Source organism: Paraburkholderia sp. J76 (assembly GCF_905220295.1).
Lineage (GTDB): Bacteria > Pseudomonadota > Gammaproteobacteria > Burkholderiales > Burkholderiaceae > Paraburkholderia.
On the sequence record NZ_CAJMZJ010000003.1, the window covers coordinates 450221 to 469084 of the forward strand.

Annotated in this window: 18 protein-coding genes; 7 read left to right on the forward strand and 11 right to left on the reverse strand. The window is 63.8% G+C overall.

Annotated features, from left to right (window positions below; translation table 11 throughout):
- Positions 1–117: 117 nt before the first annotated feature.
- The 7 genes from U5768_RS08590 to U5768_RS08620 all read left to right on the forward strand — a co-directional run bounded on the left by U5768_RS08590 (position 118) and on the right by U5768_RS08620 (position 7785).
- Positions 118–1521, forward strand: coding sequence for a GH1 family beta-glucosidase (locus U5768_RS08590; protein WP_322029939.1), 1404 nt, complete (start codon positions 118–120; stop codon positions 1519–1521).
- 146 nt (positions 1522–1667) lie between these two features.
- On the forward strand, positions 1668–2906 hold the full coding sequence (locus U5768_RS08595) for an ABC transporter substrate-binding protein (RefSeq protein ID WP_322029940.1): 1239 nt from the start codon (positions 1668–1670) through the stop codon (positions 2904–2906).
- 8 nt (positions 2907–2914) lie between these two features.
- The gene (locus U5768_RS08600; RefSeq protein ID WP_322029941.1) at positions 2915–3859 is read left to right on the forward strand and encodes a sugar ABC transporter permease; all 945 of its coding nucleotides are present in this window, start codon (positions 2915–2917) and stop codon (positions 3857–3859) included.
- A complete protein-coding gene (locus U5768_RS08605; protein WP_322029942.1) occupies positions 3856–4785 on the forward strand; it encodes a carbohydrate ABC transporter permease in 930 nt (309 codons plus the stop codon). Before U5768_RS08600 ends, U5768_RS08605 begins: the two co-directional genes overlap by 4 nt.
- A 9-nt stretch (positions 4786–4794) precedes the next feature.
- Positions 4795–5892 (forward strand): ABC transporter ATP-binding protein, encoded by a 1098-nt coding sequence (locus tag U5768_RS08610; protein ID WP_322029943.1) that lies wholly within the window; start codon positions 4795–4797, stop codon positions 5890–5892.
- A 35-nt stretch (positions 5893–5927) separates the two neighbouring features.
- Positions 5928–6935, forward strand: a complete 1008-nt coding sequence (locus tag U5768_RS08615; protein ID WP_322029944.1) for a substrate-binding domain-containing protein — start codon at positions 5928–5930, stop codon at positions 6933–6935.
- Between the two features lie 94 nt (positions 6936–7029).
- Positions 7030–7785 (forward strand): IclR family transcriptional regulator, encoded by a 756-nt coding sequence (locus tag U5768_RS08620; RefSeq protein ID WP_322029945.1) that lies wholly within the window; start codon positions 7030–7032, stop codon positions 7783–7785.
- Between the two features lie 15 nt (positions 7786–7800).
- On the opposite strand, the gene U5768_RS08625 is transcribed toward U5768_RS08620, so the two are convergent.
- From U5768_RS08625 to U5768_RS08675, 11 genes are all read right to left on the reverse strand, one after another.
- Complete coding sequence (locus tag U5768_RS08625) at positions 7801–8637, reverse strand: citryl-CoA lyase (protein WP_322029946.1); 837 nt, start codon at positions 8635–8637, stop codon at positions 7801–7803.
- 3 nt (positions 8638–8640) lie between these two features.
- Positions 8641–9837: a CoA transferase gene (locus U5768_RS08630; RefSeq protein WP_322029947.1), complete on the reverse strand. Its 1197-nt coding sequence runs from the start codon at positions 9835–9837 to the stop codon at positions 8641–8643.
- Between the two features lie 508 nt (positions 9838–10345).
- The gene (gene denD / locus U5768_RS08635) at positions 10346–11332 is read right to left on the reverse strand and encodes a D-erythronate dehydrogenase (protein WP_322029948.1); all 987 of its coding nucleotides are present in this window, start codon (positions 11330–11332) and stop codon (positions 10346–10348) included.
- Positions 11333–11366: 34 nt separating this feature from the next.
- A complete protein-coding gene (gene otnI / locus U5768_RS08640) occupies positions 11367–12155 on the reverse strand; it encodes a 2-oxo-tetronate isomerase (RefSeq protein ID WP_322029949.1) in 789 nt (262 codons plus the stop codon).
- A gap of 26 nt (positions 12156–12181) precedes the next feature.
- Positions 12182–13519 carry an MFS transporter gene (locus tag U5768_RS08645; protein ID WP_322029950.1) on the reverse strand — a complete coding sequence of 446 codons (1338 nt, stop codon included), beginning with the start codon at positions 13517–13519 and terminating at the stop codon, positions 12182–12184.
- An 86-nt stretch (positions 13520–13605) separates the two neighbouring features.
- Positions 13606–14271, reverse strand: coding sequence for an aldolase (locus U5768_RS08650; RefSeq protein ID WP_322029951.1), 666 nt, complete (start codon positions 14269–14271; stop codon positions 13606–13608).
- Positions 14268–15584 (reverse strand): 3-oxo-tetronate kinase, encoded by a 1317-nt coding sequence (gene otnK / locus U5768_RS08655; protein ID WP_322029952.1) that lies wholly within the window; start codon positions 15582–15584, stop codon positions 14268–14270. The genes U5768_RS08650 and otnK overlap by 4 nt, the downstream gene beginning before the upstream one ends.
- Before the next feature lie 18 nt (positions 15585–15602).
- Complete coding sequence (ltnD, locus tag U5768_RS08660; protein WP_322029953.1) at positions 15603–16493, reverse strand: L-threonate dehydrogenase; 891 nt, start codon at positions 16491–16493, stop codon at positions 15603–15605.
- Between the two features lie 17 nt (positions 16494–16510).
- On the reverse strand, positions 16511–17215 hold the full coding sequence (locus U5768_RS08665; protein ID WP_322029954.1) for a FadR/GntR family transcriptional regulator: 705 nt from the start codon (positions 17213–17215) through the stop codon (positions 16511–16513).
- Between the two features lie 204 nt (positions 17216–17419).
- Positions 17420–18208 (reverse strand): N-acetylmuramoyl-L-alanine amidase, encoded by a 789-nt coding sequence (locus tag U5768_RS08670; protein WP_322029955.1) that lies wholly within the window; start codon positions 18206–18208, stop codon positions 17420–17422.
- A complete protein-coding gene (locus U5768_RS08675) occupies positions 18199–18588 on the reverse strand; it encodes a lysozyme inhibitor LprI family protein (RefSeq protein WP_322029956.1) in 390 nt (129 codons plus the stop codon). Before U5768_RS08675 ends, U5768_RS08670 begins: the two co-directional genes overlap by 10 nt.
- Positions 18589–18864 lie beyond the last annotated feature (276 nt).

Below are 18864 nucleotides of genomic sequence, written 5' to 3' on the forward strand. Positions count from 1 at the left end.
GCCCGTTGGATTTAGCCACTGCTATTGTGCGGATCAAGCGCTGTGGAAGCGCTTCCACTCCAACCCGATCCGGCTACCCAGCACGCATAGGCCGGTGATTCCCGCGCAGGAGTTTTCGTGAATCAGGACACCGCATTGCCAGATTCCGCCGCCGCAGTTGCCGACGATCCCTTCACTCCGCCCGCCGGTTCCGCGCTGTGGCGCAGCGACTTCCTTCTTGGCGCGGCCACGGCTGCGTATCAGATCGAAGGCGCCATCCACGAGGACGGCCGCCTGCCGTCGATCTGGGACACCTTCAGCGCCACGCCCGGCAAGGTGCTCGCCGGCGACACGGGCGCCGTGGCCTGCGACCACTATCACCGCTGGGAGGCCGACCTCGATCTGCTCGAAAGCCTGAATTTCGAGGCTTATCGTTTTTCGATTGCATGGCCGCGCGTAATGGACGAAGCGGGGAGGCCCAATGCCAAGGGCATCGCGTTCTACAAGCGGTTGCTGGAGCGCCTGAAGCAGAAGGGCGTGCGCACCTTCGCCACGCTCTACCACTGGGACTTGCCGCAGCATCTCGAAGATCGCGGCGGCTGGCTCAACCGCGACACCGCCTACCGCTTCGCCGACTACGCGGACCTCATGAGCCGCGAATTGTCCGGCCTCGTCGACTCATGGATGACGCTCAACGAGCCGTGGTGCTCGGCGTACCTCGGCTACGGCAGCGGGCATCATGCGCCGGGCCTCGCGAACGCCCGCTATCCCACCCAGGCCATGCATCATCTGCTGCTCGGCCATGGCCTCGCGACCGGCGTGCTGCGTGCGAACGATCCGGGCTCGACCAAGGGGATCGTCGCGAACGTGGGGCGCGGTACGCCCGATTCGTCGTCGCCGGAAGACGTGCGCGCCGCGCGCCGCTTCGAAGTGCAGCACAACGCATGGATTCTCGATCCGCTGCTCAAGGGCGCCTATCCGGAGGAGCTGTTCGAACTGTGGCCGGGCACCGAGCCGCTCGTGCTCGAAGGCGACATGAAGACGATTGCGGCGCCGCTCGATTTCCTCGGCATCAACTACTACTTCCGTACCAACGTGAAGAGCGACGGTGCACACGGTTTCGTCGAAGTGCCGCTGAAGGACGTGGAGCGCACGCAGATGGGTTGGGAAGTTCACCCCGACGGTCTGCGCGACCTGCTGATCGGCTTTGAGCGCGACTATGAGAACCTGCCGCCCATCTATATCACCGAGAACGGCATGGCTTCGGACGACCGCGTGAGCGACGGCGAAGTGAACGACACGCAGCGCATCTCGTTCCTCAAGCGCCACCTGGCCGCCGTGGACGCCGCGATCAAGGCGGGCGTGGACGTGCGCGGCTATTTCGTCTGGTCGCTGCTCGACAACTTCGAATGGGCGTTCGGCTATGAGCGGCGCTTCGGCGTCGTGCACGTCGATTACGACACGCAGGTTCGCACGCCCAAGCGCAGCGCCGAACTCATCGCGCATTTCATCGCGCAGCGGCGCGCGCTCGAAGGCGCGTGACCAGATTTCCGGGCAAGGGCAACAACTAGCGTGACAACCACGGCATGGCATGCGACGCTCGGGCATGCCGCATGACGCGCCGTGGCCGCGAAACTTCCAACCCATAAGCTTTTGCAGACCACGCCGGTGAAACCGGAGGAGACGCAATGAAGCACAACACACCCGTTCTGCGCGGCATCGTCGCCGCTCTTGCGCTGGCCGGCGCGCTCGCGGCCAACGCCGCGGAACCCCTCAAGGCCAACGTGATTCACTGGTGGACGTCGGGCGGCGAATCGGCCGCGATCAAGCAGTTCGCGCTCGCCTACGATCAGGCGGGTGGCAAGTGGGTGGACAACGCGATCGCCGGCGCGGACCAGGCGCGCGCGACGGCCATCAACCGCATCGTGGGCGGCGATCCGCCCACCGCTGCCCAGTTCAATACGTCCAAGCAGTTTCACGATCTCATTGACCAGGGACTCCTGAACAATGTCGATGCGGTCGCAACGAAGGAAAACTGGAGCGGCACGTTCCCCGAATCGATCATCACTGCGATCAAGGTGAAAGGGCACTATTACGCGGCGCCCGTGAACATTCACATGCAGGACTGGTTCTTCTATTCGAAGCCCGCGTTCGCCAAGGCCGGGATCAAGGGTGAGCCGCAGAACTTCGACGAACTCTTCGCCGATCTGGACAAGCTCAAGGCAGCCGGCCTGATTCCGCTCGCGCTGGGCGGCCAGGCGTGGCAGGAAAAGATCACCTTCGACGCGATCTTCGCCGACATGGACCGCGATCTCTACATGAAGGTCTATCGCGACCGCGATGCGAAGGCGGTGAATTCGCCCGCGTTCCGCAACGTGCTCGCAACCTTCAAGCGGTTGCATAATTACGTCGATCCGGGCTCGCCGGGCCGCAACTGGAACGACGCCACGGCGCTCGTGATTTCCGGCAAGGCGGGCATGCAGATCATGGGCGACTGGGCCAAGGGCGAGTTTTCGGCCGCGAACCAGGTGGCGGGCAAGGACTTCGGTTGCTTCCCCGGCTTTCCGAAGTCGCCGTACATGATCGCCGGCGACGTGTTCGTGTTCCCGAAGACCGACAACCCCGAACAGGTGAAAGCGCAGCAACTGCTCGCCACGGTGATGACGTCGCCTGCCGCGCAGGTCGCGTTCAACCAGAAGAAGGGCTCGATTCCGATTCGCCAGGACGTGGATACCTCGGGCTTCGACATCTGCGCGAAGGAGGGCATGACGATCATGAAGGACAAGTCGCGCCAACTGCCGAATCCGGAAATGCTGATTCCGCCTGATGTCCAGGGCGCGCTCCAGGACGTCATCACGAACTTCTGGAACAAGAACCAGTCTGCGGAAGACGCGCAGAAGGCCTTTGCCACGGCCATCCAGAGCTGAGCGCAATCATGTACGCCGCCAAGCTGCAACCGGCCAAACGTCAAGCGGGGCAAGCGCGCAGCGCGCGCCCCGTGCGACGGCGGCTCTCGCTCGCCGCCTGGATCGCGCTCGCGCCGATGGTGGCGACGGTCCTGTTCGCGTACCTCGGCACCATGCTATTTACGGCGCGCGTGTCGCTCAGCTTCTCGCGCTCGCTGCCCACCAACACGTTCGCGGGCGCGACGCAGTATGTGCGGCTGTTCCAGAACGATCGCTGGATGGTGTCGTTGCAGAATCTCGTGATCTACGGCGCGTGCTTCATCGTAGCGTGCCTCGTGATCGGGCTGCTGCTCGCGATCTTCATCGACCAGCGCGTCGTGGCGGAAGGCGCGCTGCGCACGGTGTTCCTCTATCCGTATGCGATGTCGTTCGTCGCAACGGGCCTCGTGTGGCAGTGGATTCTCAACCCCGAACTCGGCGTGCAGGCCGTATTGCGGCAAATGGGTTTCGAGCACGCGCGTTTCGACTGGATCGTCACGCAGCGCTTTGCGATCTATACGCTCGTGATCGCCACGGTGTGGCAGGCCTCGGGCCTCGTGATGGCGCTCATGCTCGCGGGCCTGCGCGGCATCGACGACGAGATCTGGAAAGCCGCGCGCCTCGACGGCATTCCGCGCTGGCGCGTGTACGCGAGCATCGTCGTGCCGATGCTCAAGACGTCGCTTTCCACCGCGTTCGTGCTGCTCTTCGTGATGGTCGTGAAGCTCTACGACGCCGTGGTCGCGATGACGCAAGGCGGCCCCGGCACCGCGAGCGAGGTACCCGCAAAGTTCATCATGGATTACCTCTTCAATCGCGCGAACATCGGCCTGGCTTCGGCGGCGTCGATCGTGCTGCTCGCCACCGTGCTCGCCATTCTTGCGCCGTTCTTCTATGCGCGCAGCCGCGCGGCGCTCAAAGGAGACCGCGCATGAGCACGCCTTTGGCCGATTCGCTGCGCCCCGCGCCCGCCCAACCGCGTAGCGCGCGCAAGAAGCGCAAGCCGCGCAGCCGCTTCACGCCCGCGCGGTTTGGCGTGTATGCGTTTCTTTTCACCGCCGCGCTGTTCTTCCTGCTGCCGCTCTACGTGATGCTCGTGACGTCGGTAAAGCCGATGGCCGAGATCCGCCTCGGTCATCTGCTCGCGCTGCCCGGGCATTTCACGCTCGCTCCGTGGCGCGATGCGTGGTTCTCCGCCTGCACGGGTCTCGACTGCGACGGCATTCGCGTGGGCTTCTGGAATTCAGTGCGCATCGTCGTGCCGAGCACGGTCATTTCGATCGCCGTGGGCGCCGTGAATGGCTACGCGCTGTCGTTCTGGCGGCCGCGCGGCGCGGGCGTGCTGTTCGGCATTCTGCTCGCGGGCGCCTTCATTCCCGTGCAGGTAATGGTGTATCCGCTCGTGCGCGTGCTGGCCTTCGTGCATCTCTTCAGTTCGCTGCCGGGCATCGTCGTGATTCACACGATCTTCGGCATGCCGGTCATGACGCTGCTGTTCCGCAACTACTACGCGTCCTTGCCGCAGGAACTGTTCAAGGCCGCCCGCATCGACGGCGGCGGGTTCTGGCGCATCTTCGTGCAGTTGATGCTGCCCATGTCGGTGCCCATCATCGTGGTGGCGATCATCATGCAGGTCACGGGCATCTGGAACGACTACATTCTGGGCCTCGTGTTCGCGGGCACGAAAAACCTGCCGATGACGGTGCAACTGAACAACATCATCAATACGACGACCGGCGAGCGCATCTATAACGTCAACATGGCCGCGACGATCCTCACGTCGGCTGTGCCGCTCGCGATCTACTTCATTTCCGGGCGCTGGTTCGTGCGCGGCATCGCCTCGGGCGCGGTGAAAGGCTAGGAGCAGGGCATGGGCAATCTCACGAACGTTTCCGTACGCAATCTGCGCATCGACCTCGGCGCGAACACCGTAATCGACGAACTCGATCTCGACGTGCGCGCAGGCGAATTTGTCGTGCTGCTCGGGCCTTCGGGCTGCGGCAAGTCCACGTTGCTGCACAGCATCGCGGGCCTCGTCGACGTGACCGACGGCAGCATCGAGATCGGCGGCGAGGACATGACATGGGCCGACCCGAAGGATCGGGGCGTGGCGCTCGTGTTCCAGTCGTACGCGCTCTATCCGACCATGAACGTGGAGCGCAATCTCTCGTTCGCACTCCGTATCAACGGCACGCCGAAGGCGGAGATCGACCGCCGCGTGAAGCGCGCCGCTGACATGCTGCAGCTCGGGCCGCTGCTTTCGCGCAAGCCCGCGCAGCTTTCGGGCGGGCAGCGCCAGCGCGTGGCGATCGGGCGCGCGCTCGTGCGCGAGGCGGACGTGTTCCTGTTCGACGAACCGCTCTCGAATCTCGACGCCAAGTTGCGCACCGAGTTGCGCCGCGAGCTTAAGCAGTTGCACCAGCAACTCGGCGCGACGATGATCTACGTGACGCACGATCAGGTCGAGGCGATGACGCTGGCCACGCGCATGGCGGTGATGAAGGGCGGGGCGATCCAGCAGTTCGGCACGCCGGCTGAAGTCTACGCGCGCCCGGAGAACCTGTTCGTCGCAACCTTTCTCGGCGCGCCCCCGATGAATCTGCTGCGCGGCAGGCTCGAAGCCGACGAAGGCCGCTTGCGCTTTCGCGGCGCAGGCCTCGACGTCGATGTATCGGCTTATGCGTTCAAGGGCGCGCCCGACCCCACGCGCGCGTGCGTGCTCGGCGTGCGCCCGGAAGACGTGCGCGCGGGGGGCGCCGTACGTCCGCACGAAGACGCGCGGGAAGGCCGCTTGACGCTCGTGGAGCCGATGGGCAATCATCGTGTCCTGTGGATCGAGCATCAGGGAGGACAGATCGCCTCGATCGACCAGGACAAGACGCCGCTTGCAAGCGGCTCGGCGGTGCCGTTCTCGATCGACGGTGCGCACGTTTCGCTGTTCGACGAAGAAACGAGCGCGCGGATTTGATGCGCCCAACCGACACAGAAAGAGAGACGAGGAACGTGGCGACCCTGAAAGACGTGGCGGCGCTGGCCGGCGTGGGCCTTTCGACGGCTTCGAGGGCGATATCGGGCAACGGTCCCGTGTCGGCGGAGGCGGCCGCGCGCGTGCAGGCCGCGATCGAACAGCTCAATTTCCGGCCTTCGTCCATTGGCCGGGCGATGGCCACGAAGTCGCTCGGCATCATCGGGATTTTCGTCCCGACGTTTTTCGGCTCGTATTACGGCACCATCCTGAAGGAAACCGACACGCAACTGCGCGCCGTGCGCCGTCACGTGGTGGTGGCCACGGGCTGCGGCGAAGCTTCGCCGCGCGAGCAGGCCATCGAGGCCGTGCGCTTTCTGATCGGCCGCGATTGCGACGGCGTGGTGGTCATCAGCCACGATCTGTACGACGACGACCTGCAGATGCTGCACGCCATGCATCCGCGCATGGCCTTCCTGAACCGCGCATTCGATCAGTTGCCCGAAGCATCATTCTGCGCCGATCACTTTCACGGTGGCGAGATGGCGGCCCGTACGCTCATCGAGCACGGCCATCGCGAGCTTGCGGTGATCGGCGGGCCGTCCACGTCGTCGGACAATGCGGCGCGTCTGCATGGTTTTTTCTCCGAACTGGCGCGCCACGGCATCGAGCGCAGGACCGTACCGCATATCGTTTCCGACTTTTCGCCCGAAGGCGGCTTTATGGCGGCGGGGACGCTTATCGAGCGTAAACAACGCTTCACCGGGCTTTTCTGCGCGAACGATACGATGGCCATGAGTGCGCTCGCGCGCTTGCAGCAGGCAGGATTGCGCGTGCCTCACGACGTTTCGGTCATCGGCTACGACGACGACTATTCGGCGGCCTATATGGCGCCCGCGCTGACCTCGGTGCACATTCCGACTGCCGAGCTGACGCGCAACGCCGTGCGCTGGCTCATGAACCAGTGCTACGGCACGCAGTGGCCGATCGAGCGCACCTTTCCGGTAAGCGTGACATTGCGCGATTCGGTGGCGCGGCCGAAGTAAGACGGCGGATGTGCGGGCGGGCGATCCACCGGATGCGGGAAACGCGCGCGAGATCGCGTAAAATCGGACTCGTTTCTCTCCCGTCTACCTATTCATGCCCCCGCAAGAACCGGCTGCCACGGTCAAGAAGGAAGAGGGCGTCGCCGTCATCGACCGCGCGTGCGCCATCCTGTTCGCGTTTCGCCCGGGCGATAGCGCGCTCACGCTCGCCGAACTCGCGGCACGCACGGGCCTCTACAAAAGCACGTTGCTGCGGCTGGCCGGCGCGCTGATTCAGCATCGTCTGCTGCTGCGCCTCGACGACGGACGCTACCAGCTTGGCGCCGCCACGTTTGCGCTGGGTGCGCTCTATCAACGCGGCCTCAACCTGGGAGACATTCTGCTGCCGCTCATGCGCGAACTGACTGCCTCGAGCGGGGAGAGCGTTTCGTTCTACGTGCGCGACAATGCCGTGCGCGTGTGCCTGCATCGCGTCGATTCACACCATGTGGTGCGCCACCACGTGCGCGAGGGCGACGTGCTGCCGCTCGAAAGCGGCTCGGGCGGGCGCGCGCTGCTCGCGTTCGGCGGCGAGCCGTTCGAGCGCATTCGGCGCGACTTCTACTGCGTATCGATTGGCGAGCGGGACCGCGAGACGGCGGGCGTTTCGATGCCCGTGTTCGGCGTGCACGACACCTTGCGTGGCGTGCTCACGCTCGCAGGGCCGAGTTCGCGCATCGATGCGGCGTTCGTCGAACGCCATCTCGACGCGCTGTTCGATTGCGCGGCACGCGCTACCGATGCGCTCGGCGGCGACTCGCGCGCACTACGCGCCGCCCGGCACGCTGCGCGAACACGTCAGGACGCCTGAGGGAATTAGTCTGGATTACTCCAGATGCCGTTCTGGCGCGCCTGTGTAAGCGTATGGAATCTCGCGCGGCATGGGTCCCTTGTTACGTTCGCCGCGTCCGCGCTGCTCCCACGCATGCGCGAGGATGCCCACCGCGCGCGAAAGGCAGAACACGCCGCGCGCCAGTTCCGGCGCAAACCCCAGCTCCGCGTAAATCACTGCCGTCACGCCGTCGATATTCATCGGCACGGGGCGCTCCTTGCGTTTCTTCAGCAACGCCTCGATGCCGCGCGCAATCGCCGCGTAACGCCCCTTGATCGTGCCGGACGCCATGCGTGCATCGACAAGCGCGAGCAGCCGCCCGGCGCGCGGATCGACGGGATGAAAGCGATGGCCGAAGCCCGGCAGATATTTGCCATGAGCGGCGATGAATTCGTCCACGCCTGCCTCGACCGCGGCTTCGAACGCGCTGCCCGCCACGATGCGCGCGGCGATGTCGGCGTAAAGCTCGACGGCCTGCTGGCCCGCGCCGCCGTGTACATCGTCGAGCGCATTGAGCGCCGAAGCCATGGCGCCGTTGATCGGCAAGCCGCAGCTCGTGGCCATGCGCGAGATCGCGATCGAGGGCGCATGCGGCCCGTGATCGACCGAGGCCACGAGCGCGGCTTCGAGCAGCGTGGCCTCTTCGTCGCCGGGCAACTCGCCGCGCAGCATCAACCAGATCATCTGCGGAAAGCTCACGTTGCCGATCAATTCCTGGATCGGGTAGCCGCGCACCTTGATCGAGCCCGGATGGATGTCCGTGATCGAAGTGCTCCAGTAGTCGGCACACAGGGCCGCGAGATCGGGCGTGGCGGTATTCGTCGTCGGCATGGTTCAGATCACTCCGTCCTGGTGCAAGGCGTCGATTTCGGCGGCCTTGTAGCCGAGTTGTGCAAGTGTTTCGCGCGTGTGCGCGCCAAGCGGCGGGGCGGGTGTGAGTGGCGCGGCGTCGGCATCGGCCAGGCGCAGGCCCGCGCGCGTCACGCGTTGCGGCGCTTCGCCTTGAGCCGCCTCGAACTCGCGGACAAAGCGCCGCTCGGCCAGATGCGGATGCGCGAGGATTTCCGGCACCGAGAGCACGCGGCCCACGGGCACGCCGCGCTCGAGCAGACGCGTCTCCCAGTTCGCGGCGCTGTCCGCCGCGAGCGCGGTCTCGATCTCGGCCTTGAGCGCTTCGCGATGCTGTTTGCGGGTGTGGCGCGCGGCAAAGCGCGTGTCGCGCGGCAGGTCGGGGCGCCCGATTACCTCGCACAGACTTTCGAACTGGCGCGTTTCGTTCGCCGCGATGTTGAGGAGGCCGGCGCCGGTGCGGAACGTGCCCGAGGGCGCGGCCGTGAAATTCTCGTTGCCCATGGGGGCCGGCTCGATGCCCGCGTTCAGGTAGTTCGACACGACCCAGCCCATGGTCGCGAGGGTGGCTTCGAGCAACGAAACGTCGAGGCGCCGCCCGCGACCGCTCGCGCGCGCATCGACGAGCGCCGCGCAGATGCCGAACGCAGCGGTGAGGCCGCCCACCGTATCGGAAACGGGATAGCCCACGCGCAGCGGTGCGCTGTGCGCATCCCCCGTCACGCTCATCACGCCGGACATGCCCTGGATGATCTGGTCGTAAGCGGGGCGGCTCGACAGTTCGCCTTCGTTGCCGAAGCCGGAAATCGAGCAGTAGACCAGCGCCGGATTCACTTCGGATAACTGAGCATAGCCGAGTTCCAGGCGATCCATCACGCCGGGCCGGAAGTTTTCGACGAGGACGTCGGCGTTGCGCACGAGATCGAACAGGATGGCCTTGCCGCGCGGGTCTTTCAGGTTCAGCGTGATCGAGCGCTTGCCCGCATTCACGGCCACGAACGACGCGCCCATATTGCGCGCCGCGGCGTCCTTGTCCGCGCCGAGCCGGCGCGCGAGGTCGCCGCCTTCAGGATGCTCGACTTTGGTGACTTCGGCGCCGAGGAGCGCGAGTTGATAGGCGCAGAACGGACCGGCGAGCACATTCGACAGATCCAGGACGCGCACGCCGGCTAGCGGAAGCATGGTTACGACCACCTTTTGTTTGTTCGTTCCGGCTGGTAGAACGACATTCTAGAAGATGTGATCCGATGTTACTGCGGTGCGACAGGTCGACCGACCAGGGATTTTACTGACTGGGACCGCGTATTGAGCAATGGCGAGAAGCGTCAGCGCGGCATAAGTACTGGGCGTGGAAAAGGTCGCACGCGCCGGTGCGGACAGGACGCCTTTTGGCAGCGGCAGCGGATGGGAAAGGACAGCGGCGGCTGGCGTGACGTCCGGTAGTCGGAGACATGATGCGGCCTCGGAGGCCGCGTCATGAGCTGTGGGAGCCGTTCGCGGGCGGCTCTTTATTATTTAACATAAGATAAATTATCGCACTTTTGCGTGTTGCGGCTTTTTTGAAATGTCCGGTTGCGAGGTGCGGCGAACATCTGAAAATAGCTTTGACACTAGATGTAGCAGCCACCCGATAACGTCCGCTTGGGGGGACGCCTTCCCATACCCAAAACGCCCCCAATCACCGCAATCGCTAAACCAAAACCTTCCCGCCAAGCTCATCGTCAACAAACGCACGGATGATATCCCCAAACGACGCATCGCCTTGCAGTCCAAGCCCGGTCGCGCGCGCGATATCCCACTGCGCGGGCCAACTGCCGACAATTTTCTCCACACGCTCGTCCGCCTTCCACTCGACCCGCGCCGCGACCGCATCGCCCGCCACTTCGCGCAGCGCGGCGATCATCTCGTCGACCGTTACCGACACGCCCGGCAGATTCACCGTGCGCCGATTGCCGAGCGCCGCGCCATCGGTCTCGCATCCGGCAACGAGACATTCGATCGCCTTGCGCGGCGACAGCAGCCACAACCGCGTCGAACCGCTCACCGGGCACACGGCGGGCTGGCCGTTCAGCGGCTCGCGAATGATGCCACTCGCAAACGATGATGCCGCCGCATTCGGTTTGCCGGGCCGCACGCTAATGGTCGGCAGGCGCAGCACGCGCCCATCGACGAAACCGCGCCGCGAAAAATCATTGAGCAGCAATTCGGCGATGGCTTTTTGCGCGCCATACGACGACTGCGGATTCAACGCGGTTTCATCGCGCACGGTGTCGGGCAGATCGCCGCCATAGACGGCCACGGAACTCGTGAATACGACGCGCGGCCGATGCCCGCGCTCGCGGCACACGTCGAGCAGCAAGCGCGACGCGTCGAGATTGATCCGCATGCCGAGGTCGAAATCCGCTTCCGCCTGGCCGCTGACGATCGCCGCGAGATGGAATATCGCCGCCGTCTTCTCGTCGATCAAACGTTCGAGCACGCCGCGCTCGGCAATATCGCCGACTTCGATGCGTACGCGCTCATCGTGCGGCCCCGGCGCCGCGACGACGTCGAGCAACACCAGTTCGGTGATCGGCTCGCGCAGTCCATTCGCGCCCTTCAGCTCGCCGCGCGCGAGCAGTTCGCGCGCGAGACGCTGGCCAAGAAATCCCGCGCCGCCCGTGATCAGTACTTTCATGTTTCGGTTTCCTCAGTATGTCTGTTCAATGCGCTCAGGCGCGTGCCTTCACGTACGGCCTGATCCATTCAAGCCCTTCGGACGTGCCCGCGCGCGGCCGGTATTCGCAACCAATCCAGCCGTCGTAGCCGAGCTTGTCGATCAACGAGAACAGATACGGATAATTCACTTCGCCGATATCCGGCTCGTGCCGCTCTGGCACGCCTGCGATCTGAATGTGTCCGATGCCCTTCATGTCGCGCTCGAGCTTGACAGCGAGATCGCCTTCGACGATCTGGCAATGGTAAAGATCGAACTGCACTTTGAGGTTCGGCGCGCCGACTTCCGCGCAGATCGCCTGCGCGTCGTCTTGCCGGTTCAGAAAGAAGCCGGGAATGTCGCGCGTGTTGATCGGCTCGATCACGATGGTGATGCCGTCCGCCTCGGCCGCTTTCGCCGCGTACGCGAGGTTCTTCAGATACACGTCGCGGTGGGCGGCGCGCGATTGCTCCGGCCTGATCAACCCGGCCATTACGTGCAACTTGTCGTTGCCCAGTTCGCGTGCGTATTCGAGCGCCGTCTCCACGCTCCGGCGAAATTCGTCTTCGCGGCCCGGCAACGACGCGATGCCGCGCTCCCCTGCCCCCCAGTCGCCCGGCGGCGCGTTGAACAGCGCTTGCGTGAGGCCGTTTTCAGTCAGCCGCGCCTTGATGTCGGCGCCCGGAAACTCATAGGGGAACAGAAACTCCACGGCCTCGAAACCGTCGCGCGCGGCGGCGGCGAAACGATCTAGAAACGCGTGTTCGTTGTACATCATCGTCAGGTTGGCGGCGAAGCGTGGCATCGAAGCAACTCCTTGAATACAAGTGTTTAGCGGTTCACGAGCCGCGCGGGCGTCAGCCAGACGGCAAGCGCGCCGATCACGAGCATCGCGGCAAGCACGTACATGCCGGACTCCGTGCTGTGCGTGAGATCCTTAAGATAGCCGATCATGTACGGGCTTGCGAAGCCCGCCAGATTGCCCATCGAATTGATGATCGCGATGCCGGCAGCCGCCGTCGCGCCGGACATGAACGCCGTGGGCAACGACCAGAAGAGCGGCGCGCAGGTCAGCACGCCCGCTGCCGCAATCGAGAGAAACGCAATCGACACGGCCGTATTGTTCGCGAACGAAGCCGCGACCGTAAAGCCAACTGCGCCCGCGAGCGCCGGTCCGATCAGATGCCAGCGACGCTCGCGGCGCTTGTCGGCGCTGTGCCCCATTATGTTCATCACGACGATTGCAACGAGAAACGGAATCGCGCTCAGCAGGCCGATTTCGAATGCGCCCGTCACGCCCGTCGACTTCACGAGCGTCGGCATCCAGAACGTCAGTCCGTATTGGCCCGTGACGAATGCGAAATAGATTAGCGACATCCACCACGTGCGCGGATCGCGAAACACGGCGCGCACCGATTGCGACTTCGCGTTTTCCTGCGGTTGCGCGGCGATTTCGTCGGCGAGTAGTTTCTTTTCGCGCGGCGTCAGCCATTTCGCGCTTGCGATGCCGTTGTCGAGATACAGGATCGTCGCGATACCGATAGCGATGGCCGGCACCGCTTCGATCACGAACATCCATTGCCAGCCTGCGAAGCCGTGATGCGAGTCGAACGTCTGCATGATCCAGCCCGACAGCGGGTTGCCGAACATGCCCGAAACCGGAATCGCCGACATGAACACCGCAATGATCTTCGCGCGACGATGCGAAGGGAACCAGTACGTGAGGTACAGAATGACGCCCGGATAGAACCCGGCTTCGGCGAGGCCGAGCAGAAAGCGCAACGCATAGAACTGCATCGGAGTCCGTACGAATACGAACACGGCGGAAAGCAGACCCCACGTGATCATGATCCGCGCAATCCAGATGCGCGCGCCGAGCCGGTGCATCAGGATGTTGCTGGGCAGTTCGAAGAGAAAGTAGCCGACGAAGAACACACCCGCGCCGAGACCGAATACGGTTTCGCTGAACGCGAGATCCTGCGACATCTGGAGCTTTGCAAAGCCCACGTTGACGCGATCCAGATACGCGACCACATAGCACAGCATGAGAAACGGCACGATGCGCCAGAACACTTTCCCGTAAGTGCGTTCGATCTCGGCCGCGCCGGGTTGCCCGGCCGCGGCGGCGGTGGATGCCGGGCGAACGGATGCCGCCTGAAAGCTTGTCATGCGTTGTCTCCTTCTGGCTTCTGTCTAATGTTAGTGATACTAATAATTTGCGTTGGCGAACGAAATGCCCACTTCGCTCGAACGCGTTACCAGCGTGCGCCGAACACCGTGCGCAACTCCTCTACCGCGGCGGCGCCGAGCGGCGCGGGACGCGGGTTCGTCATCAGCCACAAGCGTGCCGTCTCCTCCAGTTCTTCGATTACGTACGAAGCCTGCGAAACGGAACGCTCCCATACGACCGGGCCGAGCCGTTCGAGCAGCACGCCGCGCACGCTGTCCGCGAGCGTTGCGATCTCCTGCGCGACTTGCGGATCGCCGGGACGCCGGTAGCGAATCAGCGGAATGTGACCGACCTTCATCACGTAGTACGGCGTGATGGGCGGCAGCACGTCGGCGTCGCTCCAGACACCTGCGAGCGTGAGCGCAACGAGATGAGTCGAATGCGTGTGGACAATGCCGCGCGTTTCGCGATTGCGCTCGTACACGCCGCGATGCAGCGCCAGTGTTTTCGAAGGTTTGCCGCCCGAAACCGCGTTGCCATCGAGATCGACCTTCGCGATCTGCGCGGGATCGAGACGGCCCAGGCACGCATCGGTTGGCGTGATGAGCCAGCCGTCGTCAAGTCGCGCGCTGATGTTTCCCGCGCTGCCAACGGTGTATCCGCGCGCGTAAAGGCTAGCGCCCGTCACGCAGATTTCTTCGCGGATTTTCGCTTCGCCGCTCGTGCTGCTCGTATGAATCGCGGCGGTCATTGCGCATCCCCGTCGAGCCGGCGCAGCGCCTTCGCGAAGAAGTCGACCGCGCCGAAGTTGCCGGACTTGAGCGCGAGCGCGAGCGGCTGGGCGCCCATAGTGGCGGTGGCGGGCACGCCCGGATCGATCTGCTTGCCGATGCGCAGCATGTTCACGCCAAGCGCCTGCACGACGGCGCCCGAGGTCTCGCCGCCCGCGACGACGAACTTGCGCACGCCGAGATCGCACAGACCGCGCGCGAGCGTTGCGAGCGTGCGTTCGACCAGTTCGCCCGCTTGCGTCACGCCAAGTTCGCGCTGTGCCGCCTTCACTTCGTCGGGCGATGCCGTCGCGTAGATCAGCACCGGCTGCGGCTCGGCGGCGTTCATGTGCTCGCGCGCGAAGGTCAACGCGCGCTCCACGACAGGCTCGCCTCGCGCCGCCGCGAGCGGATCGATGCGAAACGCCGGACGTGTTTCGCGCCACGCGGCAACCTGGGCATTCGTGGCTTTCGACGCGCTACCCGCAAGCACCGCCGATGCGCCGTCGATACGCGGCAACTCCCCCGCATCGGCGGCATCGGTGAGCAAACCGGCGCGGCGGAAGTTAGCGGGCAGGCCGAGCGCGACACCCGAGCCGCCCGTGATCAGCGGCAAGTCGGCGCACGCTTCGCCGAGCGTGTAGAGATCGGCGTCCGAAACGGCATCGGCAATCGCCATGCGCGTGCCGTCGGCCCGCAACGCGTCGATCGTTGCGCGCACGGCTTGCGCGCCTTGCGCCACGGCGTCGTAGCGCACGAGGCCGACTTTCGAGCGCGTCTGCTGTTGCAGCACGCGCACGAGGTTCGCGTCCGTCATCGGCGTGAGCGGATGATGTTCCATGCCCGATTCGTTCAGCAGCACGTCGCCGACGAAAAGATGCCCGCGATAAATCGTGCGGCCGTTCTCCGGAAACGCGGGACATGCGATCGTAAACGGCGTGTCGCCGCCGTTGGACGACAGCGCGTCGAGCAACGCGTCGGCAACGGGGCCGATGTTGCCTCGATCGGTCGAATCGAAGGTCGAGCAGTACTTGAAGAAGAACTGGCGGCACCCTTGCGCGCGCAACCATTCGAGTGCGGCAAGCGACTGCGCCACCGCGTCGGCGGCGTCGATCGTGCGCGACTTCAGCGCGACCACGAGCGCGTCGGCTTCGATACGCATCTCGGCGCCCGGCACGCCGATCGTCTGAACGGTGCGCATGCCGCCGCGCACCAGCATGTTCGCGAGATCAGTCGCGCCCGTGAAGTCGTCGGCGATGCAGCCGAGCAGCGGCTTGCTGAAAGAGATCGTCATGTCGTGCGCCCTTCCCGCTTAGCGCTTCGCGGGCACGTCGATGCCCGGGAAAATCTTGATGACGGCGGAATCGTCTTCGCCGCCGTGGCCTGCCGTCGAAGCCATCATGAACATCTGATGCGCAGCCGCCGACAACGGCAGCGGAAACTTCGAGCGTCGCGCGGTATCGAGCACCAGGCCGAGATCCTTGACGAAGATATCGACTGCCGATAGCGGGGTGTAGTCGCCGTTGAGGATGTGCGGCACGCGGTTCTCAAACATCCACGAGTTGCCGGCGCTGTGCGTGATCACGTCGTAGAGCGCGTCGGGATCGACGCCTTCGCGAAGGCCGAGCGCCATGGCCTCGGCGGCGGCCGCGATGTGTACGCCCGCGAGCAACTGGTTGATGATCTTCACCTTCGAGCCCGCGCCGTGCTGCTCGCCCATGCGGTACACCTTGCCCGCCATAGCGGCAAGCACGTCTTCGCACGCGGCATAGGCGGCGGCGGGCCCGGACGTCATCATGGTCATTTCGCCCGCTGCCGCGCGCGCCGCGCCGCCCGACACGGGTGCGTCGAGCATGTGCAGGCCAGCCGCTTCCACGCGACGGCCCAGATCGATCGCAAAGTCGGGCGCGACCGTTGCGCACGCAACCACGACGCTGCCGGGCTTCATCGACTTGACTGCGCCCTGCTCGCCGAACAGCACCGTTTCCGTTTGCGCTGCGTTAACGACGAGCGTGACGACTACCTCGCACCGCGCGCCAAGCTCGGCGGGATTCGCGCAGGCGGTGCCCCCATCGGCTACGAACTGGTCGAGCACGTCGCGGCGCACGTCGCATGCGTGTACGTTGAAACCGCCGCGCAGCAGCGAACGCGCGACACCCATGCCCATCGCGCCCAGACCGATCACTCCGACATTCCTCGACATACCCTTTCCTCTACGAATCAGCAGATACCGGCTTCGGCCAGACGGCGCGCCGCGTTGTACATGTGCGTTTGCGCGGCGTTGCGCGCGGCCATCGGGTCGCCCGCACGAATCGCCGCGGCAATCGCTGCGTGCTCGTCGCGCACCTGACGCGAGAAGTCTTCGCGCAGCGCCTCGTTGCGGCGCGTGACGACCGTGCCCGCTTCGAGGTATTGATTGAGAAACGTGAGCGTCTTCAGAAAGTATGGGTTGCCCGTCACAGCGGCAATCGCGCGATGAAACGCGACGTCTTCGGCAACGCCGTCGCGGCCTTCGGCCACCGCTTCGTCGATCTTTCCGAGCGCGGCGTCGATGGTCATCATGTCGGCGTCGGTACGGCGCATGGCGGCTTCCGCCGCGACTTCGGCTTCGATCGCACGGCGCACCGCGAGTATCTGGAGCACCGAGCCGCCTTCCATCGCTTCCGCATAGTCGATGCGCAGCGGCCGGATCGCGCCATGCGCCGCCACATACACGCCGCTGCCCTGGCGCGGTTCGACCACGCCTTCGTTCTTCAAACGCGAAATGGCTTCGCGAATCACCGTGCGGCTCACGCCGAACTCCTGCGCGAGCACGGCTTCGGTCGGCAGCTTGCCGCCGCGCGCGAAGGTGCCCTTGTCGATCTGCGCGAGGAGTTGCTGAGCGACGGTGTCGCTTAACGCCTTCGCGGGAATTTTCTCGAACATATCAGCCGATTTGCCATGTCATCGGGTCATCATACAAATTTACGCGTGGAGATGAGCATTGGGGTGAACCCTGGGCGTAGGCGTGGGAGACCGCGGCGAGCCACGGCCTCTTCCCTGTTCGGGCTTCCCTATGATGAGACGTCTGGCGGCGGATCGTCGATGTTGTCGACTATCTCTTTCCCGTTGAACCGGTATGCCGGCTCCTCAGGGTCGGGAATATTCATCGGCATAACGCCGCACTGCCGACACGATTCCCGCAACGATACGCGTCTGGTTTGCTTCCTGGCTGACATACGCTTCATCGGCCGGATCCGTTATCACGCCGACCTCGAGAAGAACGGCAGGCACATCGTTCTTTTTCAGCACAACGAGGTCGTCAAAACGATAGATGCCTAGAGTCTCGTCCAGCAATTCACGATTCTCGCCGGCAATCGGTTCCGCATGATGCAGGGACGGGGTACGGCCAATCTGTCGCATCTCATTGCCCAGCAACGTGGCAAACCGGAAACTCTTCGAAAACTGCGGATTAACCTGGGATACGAATAACGAGTAGCCTTGCAGGGGCTTTATCGTTCGATACGCATCGTGGCCATTCACCGAAATTTTTTCGAGGTAGCGTAGCTGAGCCGAGTCGTGATGAAGGGATAGAAATAGATCTGCGTGCTGGTCCGCTGCGAGCCGGGCACGCTCTTCGAGCGTCATCTCTTTGCCGGGTGCGCGAGTGAGGATGGGCGTAAAACCAGCCGACCTTAGCGCTTCACAGACTTTTTCCGCCAATGCGTCGTTGTACTGGACCTCGTAAATTCCGCGCACGCCGAGGGCCCCTCCTCGCGAAGGGGTATGTCCCGGATCAATCACAATCCGCAGTGGCCGCGATACCGCCGGTTCGCTGCCCTGCCGATTGTTCGCCCGCGCAGCCGGCAGCCAAATCACGCACAGCGCTTTCAGTACAGCGCGCCGGCCCACGCCGGCGCTGCGACGGATCACTTCCACGATGGCTTCACAATTTCGCCATTGCGGCAGGTGCCGGTCTTGCATTCCCTCAGGCGGTCGCGAAGATATTCCGTGCGCTCGCGATTCACCCGATAGTTACAGTCCACGTCGATCGTGCCACCCGACGAGCACGAGCCGTCGCGGTATTGAATCCATGACGCTTCCGTCTCCTTCAGTTCCTGTTTCACAGCGGGCTTGATGAGTTTGTTCAGGTCATCGTAAACCTGATTCAATTCTGCGTCTGACTGAAGAAACAGTTTTGAAAAGCAATAGGTTTTGTCGTATTCCGAGCGGTAGCGATCGCACTCTCCGGCCGCATGTGCGGAAAATGCTGCAAGACCAAGCATCGAGAAAAGCAGTGCAGAAATGGTGGTTTTCATTATCTGGATTTTCAAAATAAGAAATATCTAAAAATCGTTGACTGGAGGTATCGAATGCGTGCAAATATTTAATTTGCTAAAGCCTGAATTCGACGCCAGGATCATAGCATCGGATTAATTTGAGACTCAGTCGCCACTGATTTGCAGTGAGTATTAGTTTCGATATTATTGTTAATGGTCGTAAAATATGAGAAGTCACCTTGCGTACGTGCGCGGCATATGCTGATATTTCAGACCGGCGCGAAGTTCCCGCCTATGCGGTCTACAAGATTTGTC

Excerpts from the sequence above, each read along its gene's own strand:
- U5768_RS08595 (WP_322029940.1), top strand. The coding sequence starts at position 1,668 with ATGAAGCACAACACACCCGTTCTGCGCGGCATCGTCGCCGCTCTTGCG.
- U5768_RS08600 (WP_322029941.1), top strand. The coding sequence starts at position 2,915 with ATGTACGCCGCCAAGCTGCAACCGGCCAAACGTCAAGCGGGGCAAGCG.
- U5768_RS08605 (WP_322029942.1), top strand. The coding sequence starts at position 3,856 with ATGAGCACGCCTTTGGCCGATTCGCTGCGCCCCGCGCCCGCCCAACCG.
- U5768_RS08610 (WP_322029943.1), top strand. The coding sequence starts at position 4,795 with ATGGGCAATCTCACGAACGTTTCCGTACGCAATCTGCGCATCGACCTC.
- U5768_RS08620 (WP_322029945.1), top strand. The coding sequence starts at position 7,030 with ATGCCCCCGCAAGAACCGGCTGCCACGGTCAAGAAGGAAGAGGGCGTC.
- U5768_RS08625 (WP_322029946.1), bottom strand. The coding sequence starts at position 8,637 with ATGCCGACGACGAATACCGCCACGCCCGATCTCGCGGCCCTGTGTGCC.
- U5768_RS08630 (WP_322029947.1), bottom strand. The coding sequence starts at position 9,837 with ATGCTTCCGCTAGCCGGCGTGCGCGTCCTGGATCTGTCGAATGTGCTC.
- denD (WP_322029948.1), bottom strand. The coding sequence starts at position 11,332 with ATGAAAGTACTGATCACGGGCGGCGCGGGATTTCTTGGCCAGCGTCTC.
- otnI (WP_322029949.1), bottom strand. The coding sequence starts at position 12,155 with ATGCCACGCTTCGCCGCCAACCTGACGATGATGTACAACGAACACGCG.
- U5768_RS08645 (WP_322029950.1), bottom strand. The coding sequence starts at position 13,519 with ATGACAAGCTTTCAGGCGGCATCCGTTCGCCCGGCATCCACCGCCGCC.
- U5768_RS08650 (WP_322029951.1), bottom strand. The coding sequence starts at position 14,271 with ATGACCGCCGCGATTCATACGAGCAGCACGAGCGGCGAAGCGAAAATC.
- otnK (WP_322029952.1), bottom strand. The coding sequence starts at position 15,584 with ATGACGATCTCTTTCAGCAAGCCGCTGCTCGGCTGCATCGCCGACGAC.
- ltnD (WP_322029953.1), bottom strand. The coding sequence starts at position 16,493 with ATGTCGAGGAATGTCGGAGTGATCGGTCTGGGCGCGATGGGCATGGGT.
- U5768_RS08665 (WP_322029954.1), bottom strand. The coding sequence starts at position 17,215 with ATGTTCGAGAAAATTCCCGCGAAGGCGTTAAGCGACACCGTCGCTCAG.
- U5768_RS08675 (WP_322029956.1), bottom strand. The coding sequence starts at position 18,588 with ATGAAAACCACCATTTCTGCACTGCTTTTCTCGATGCTTGGTCTTGCA.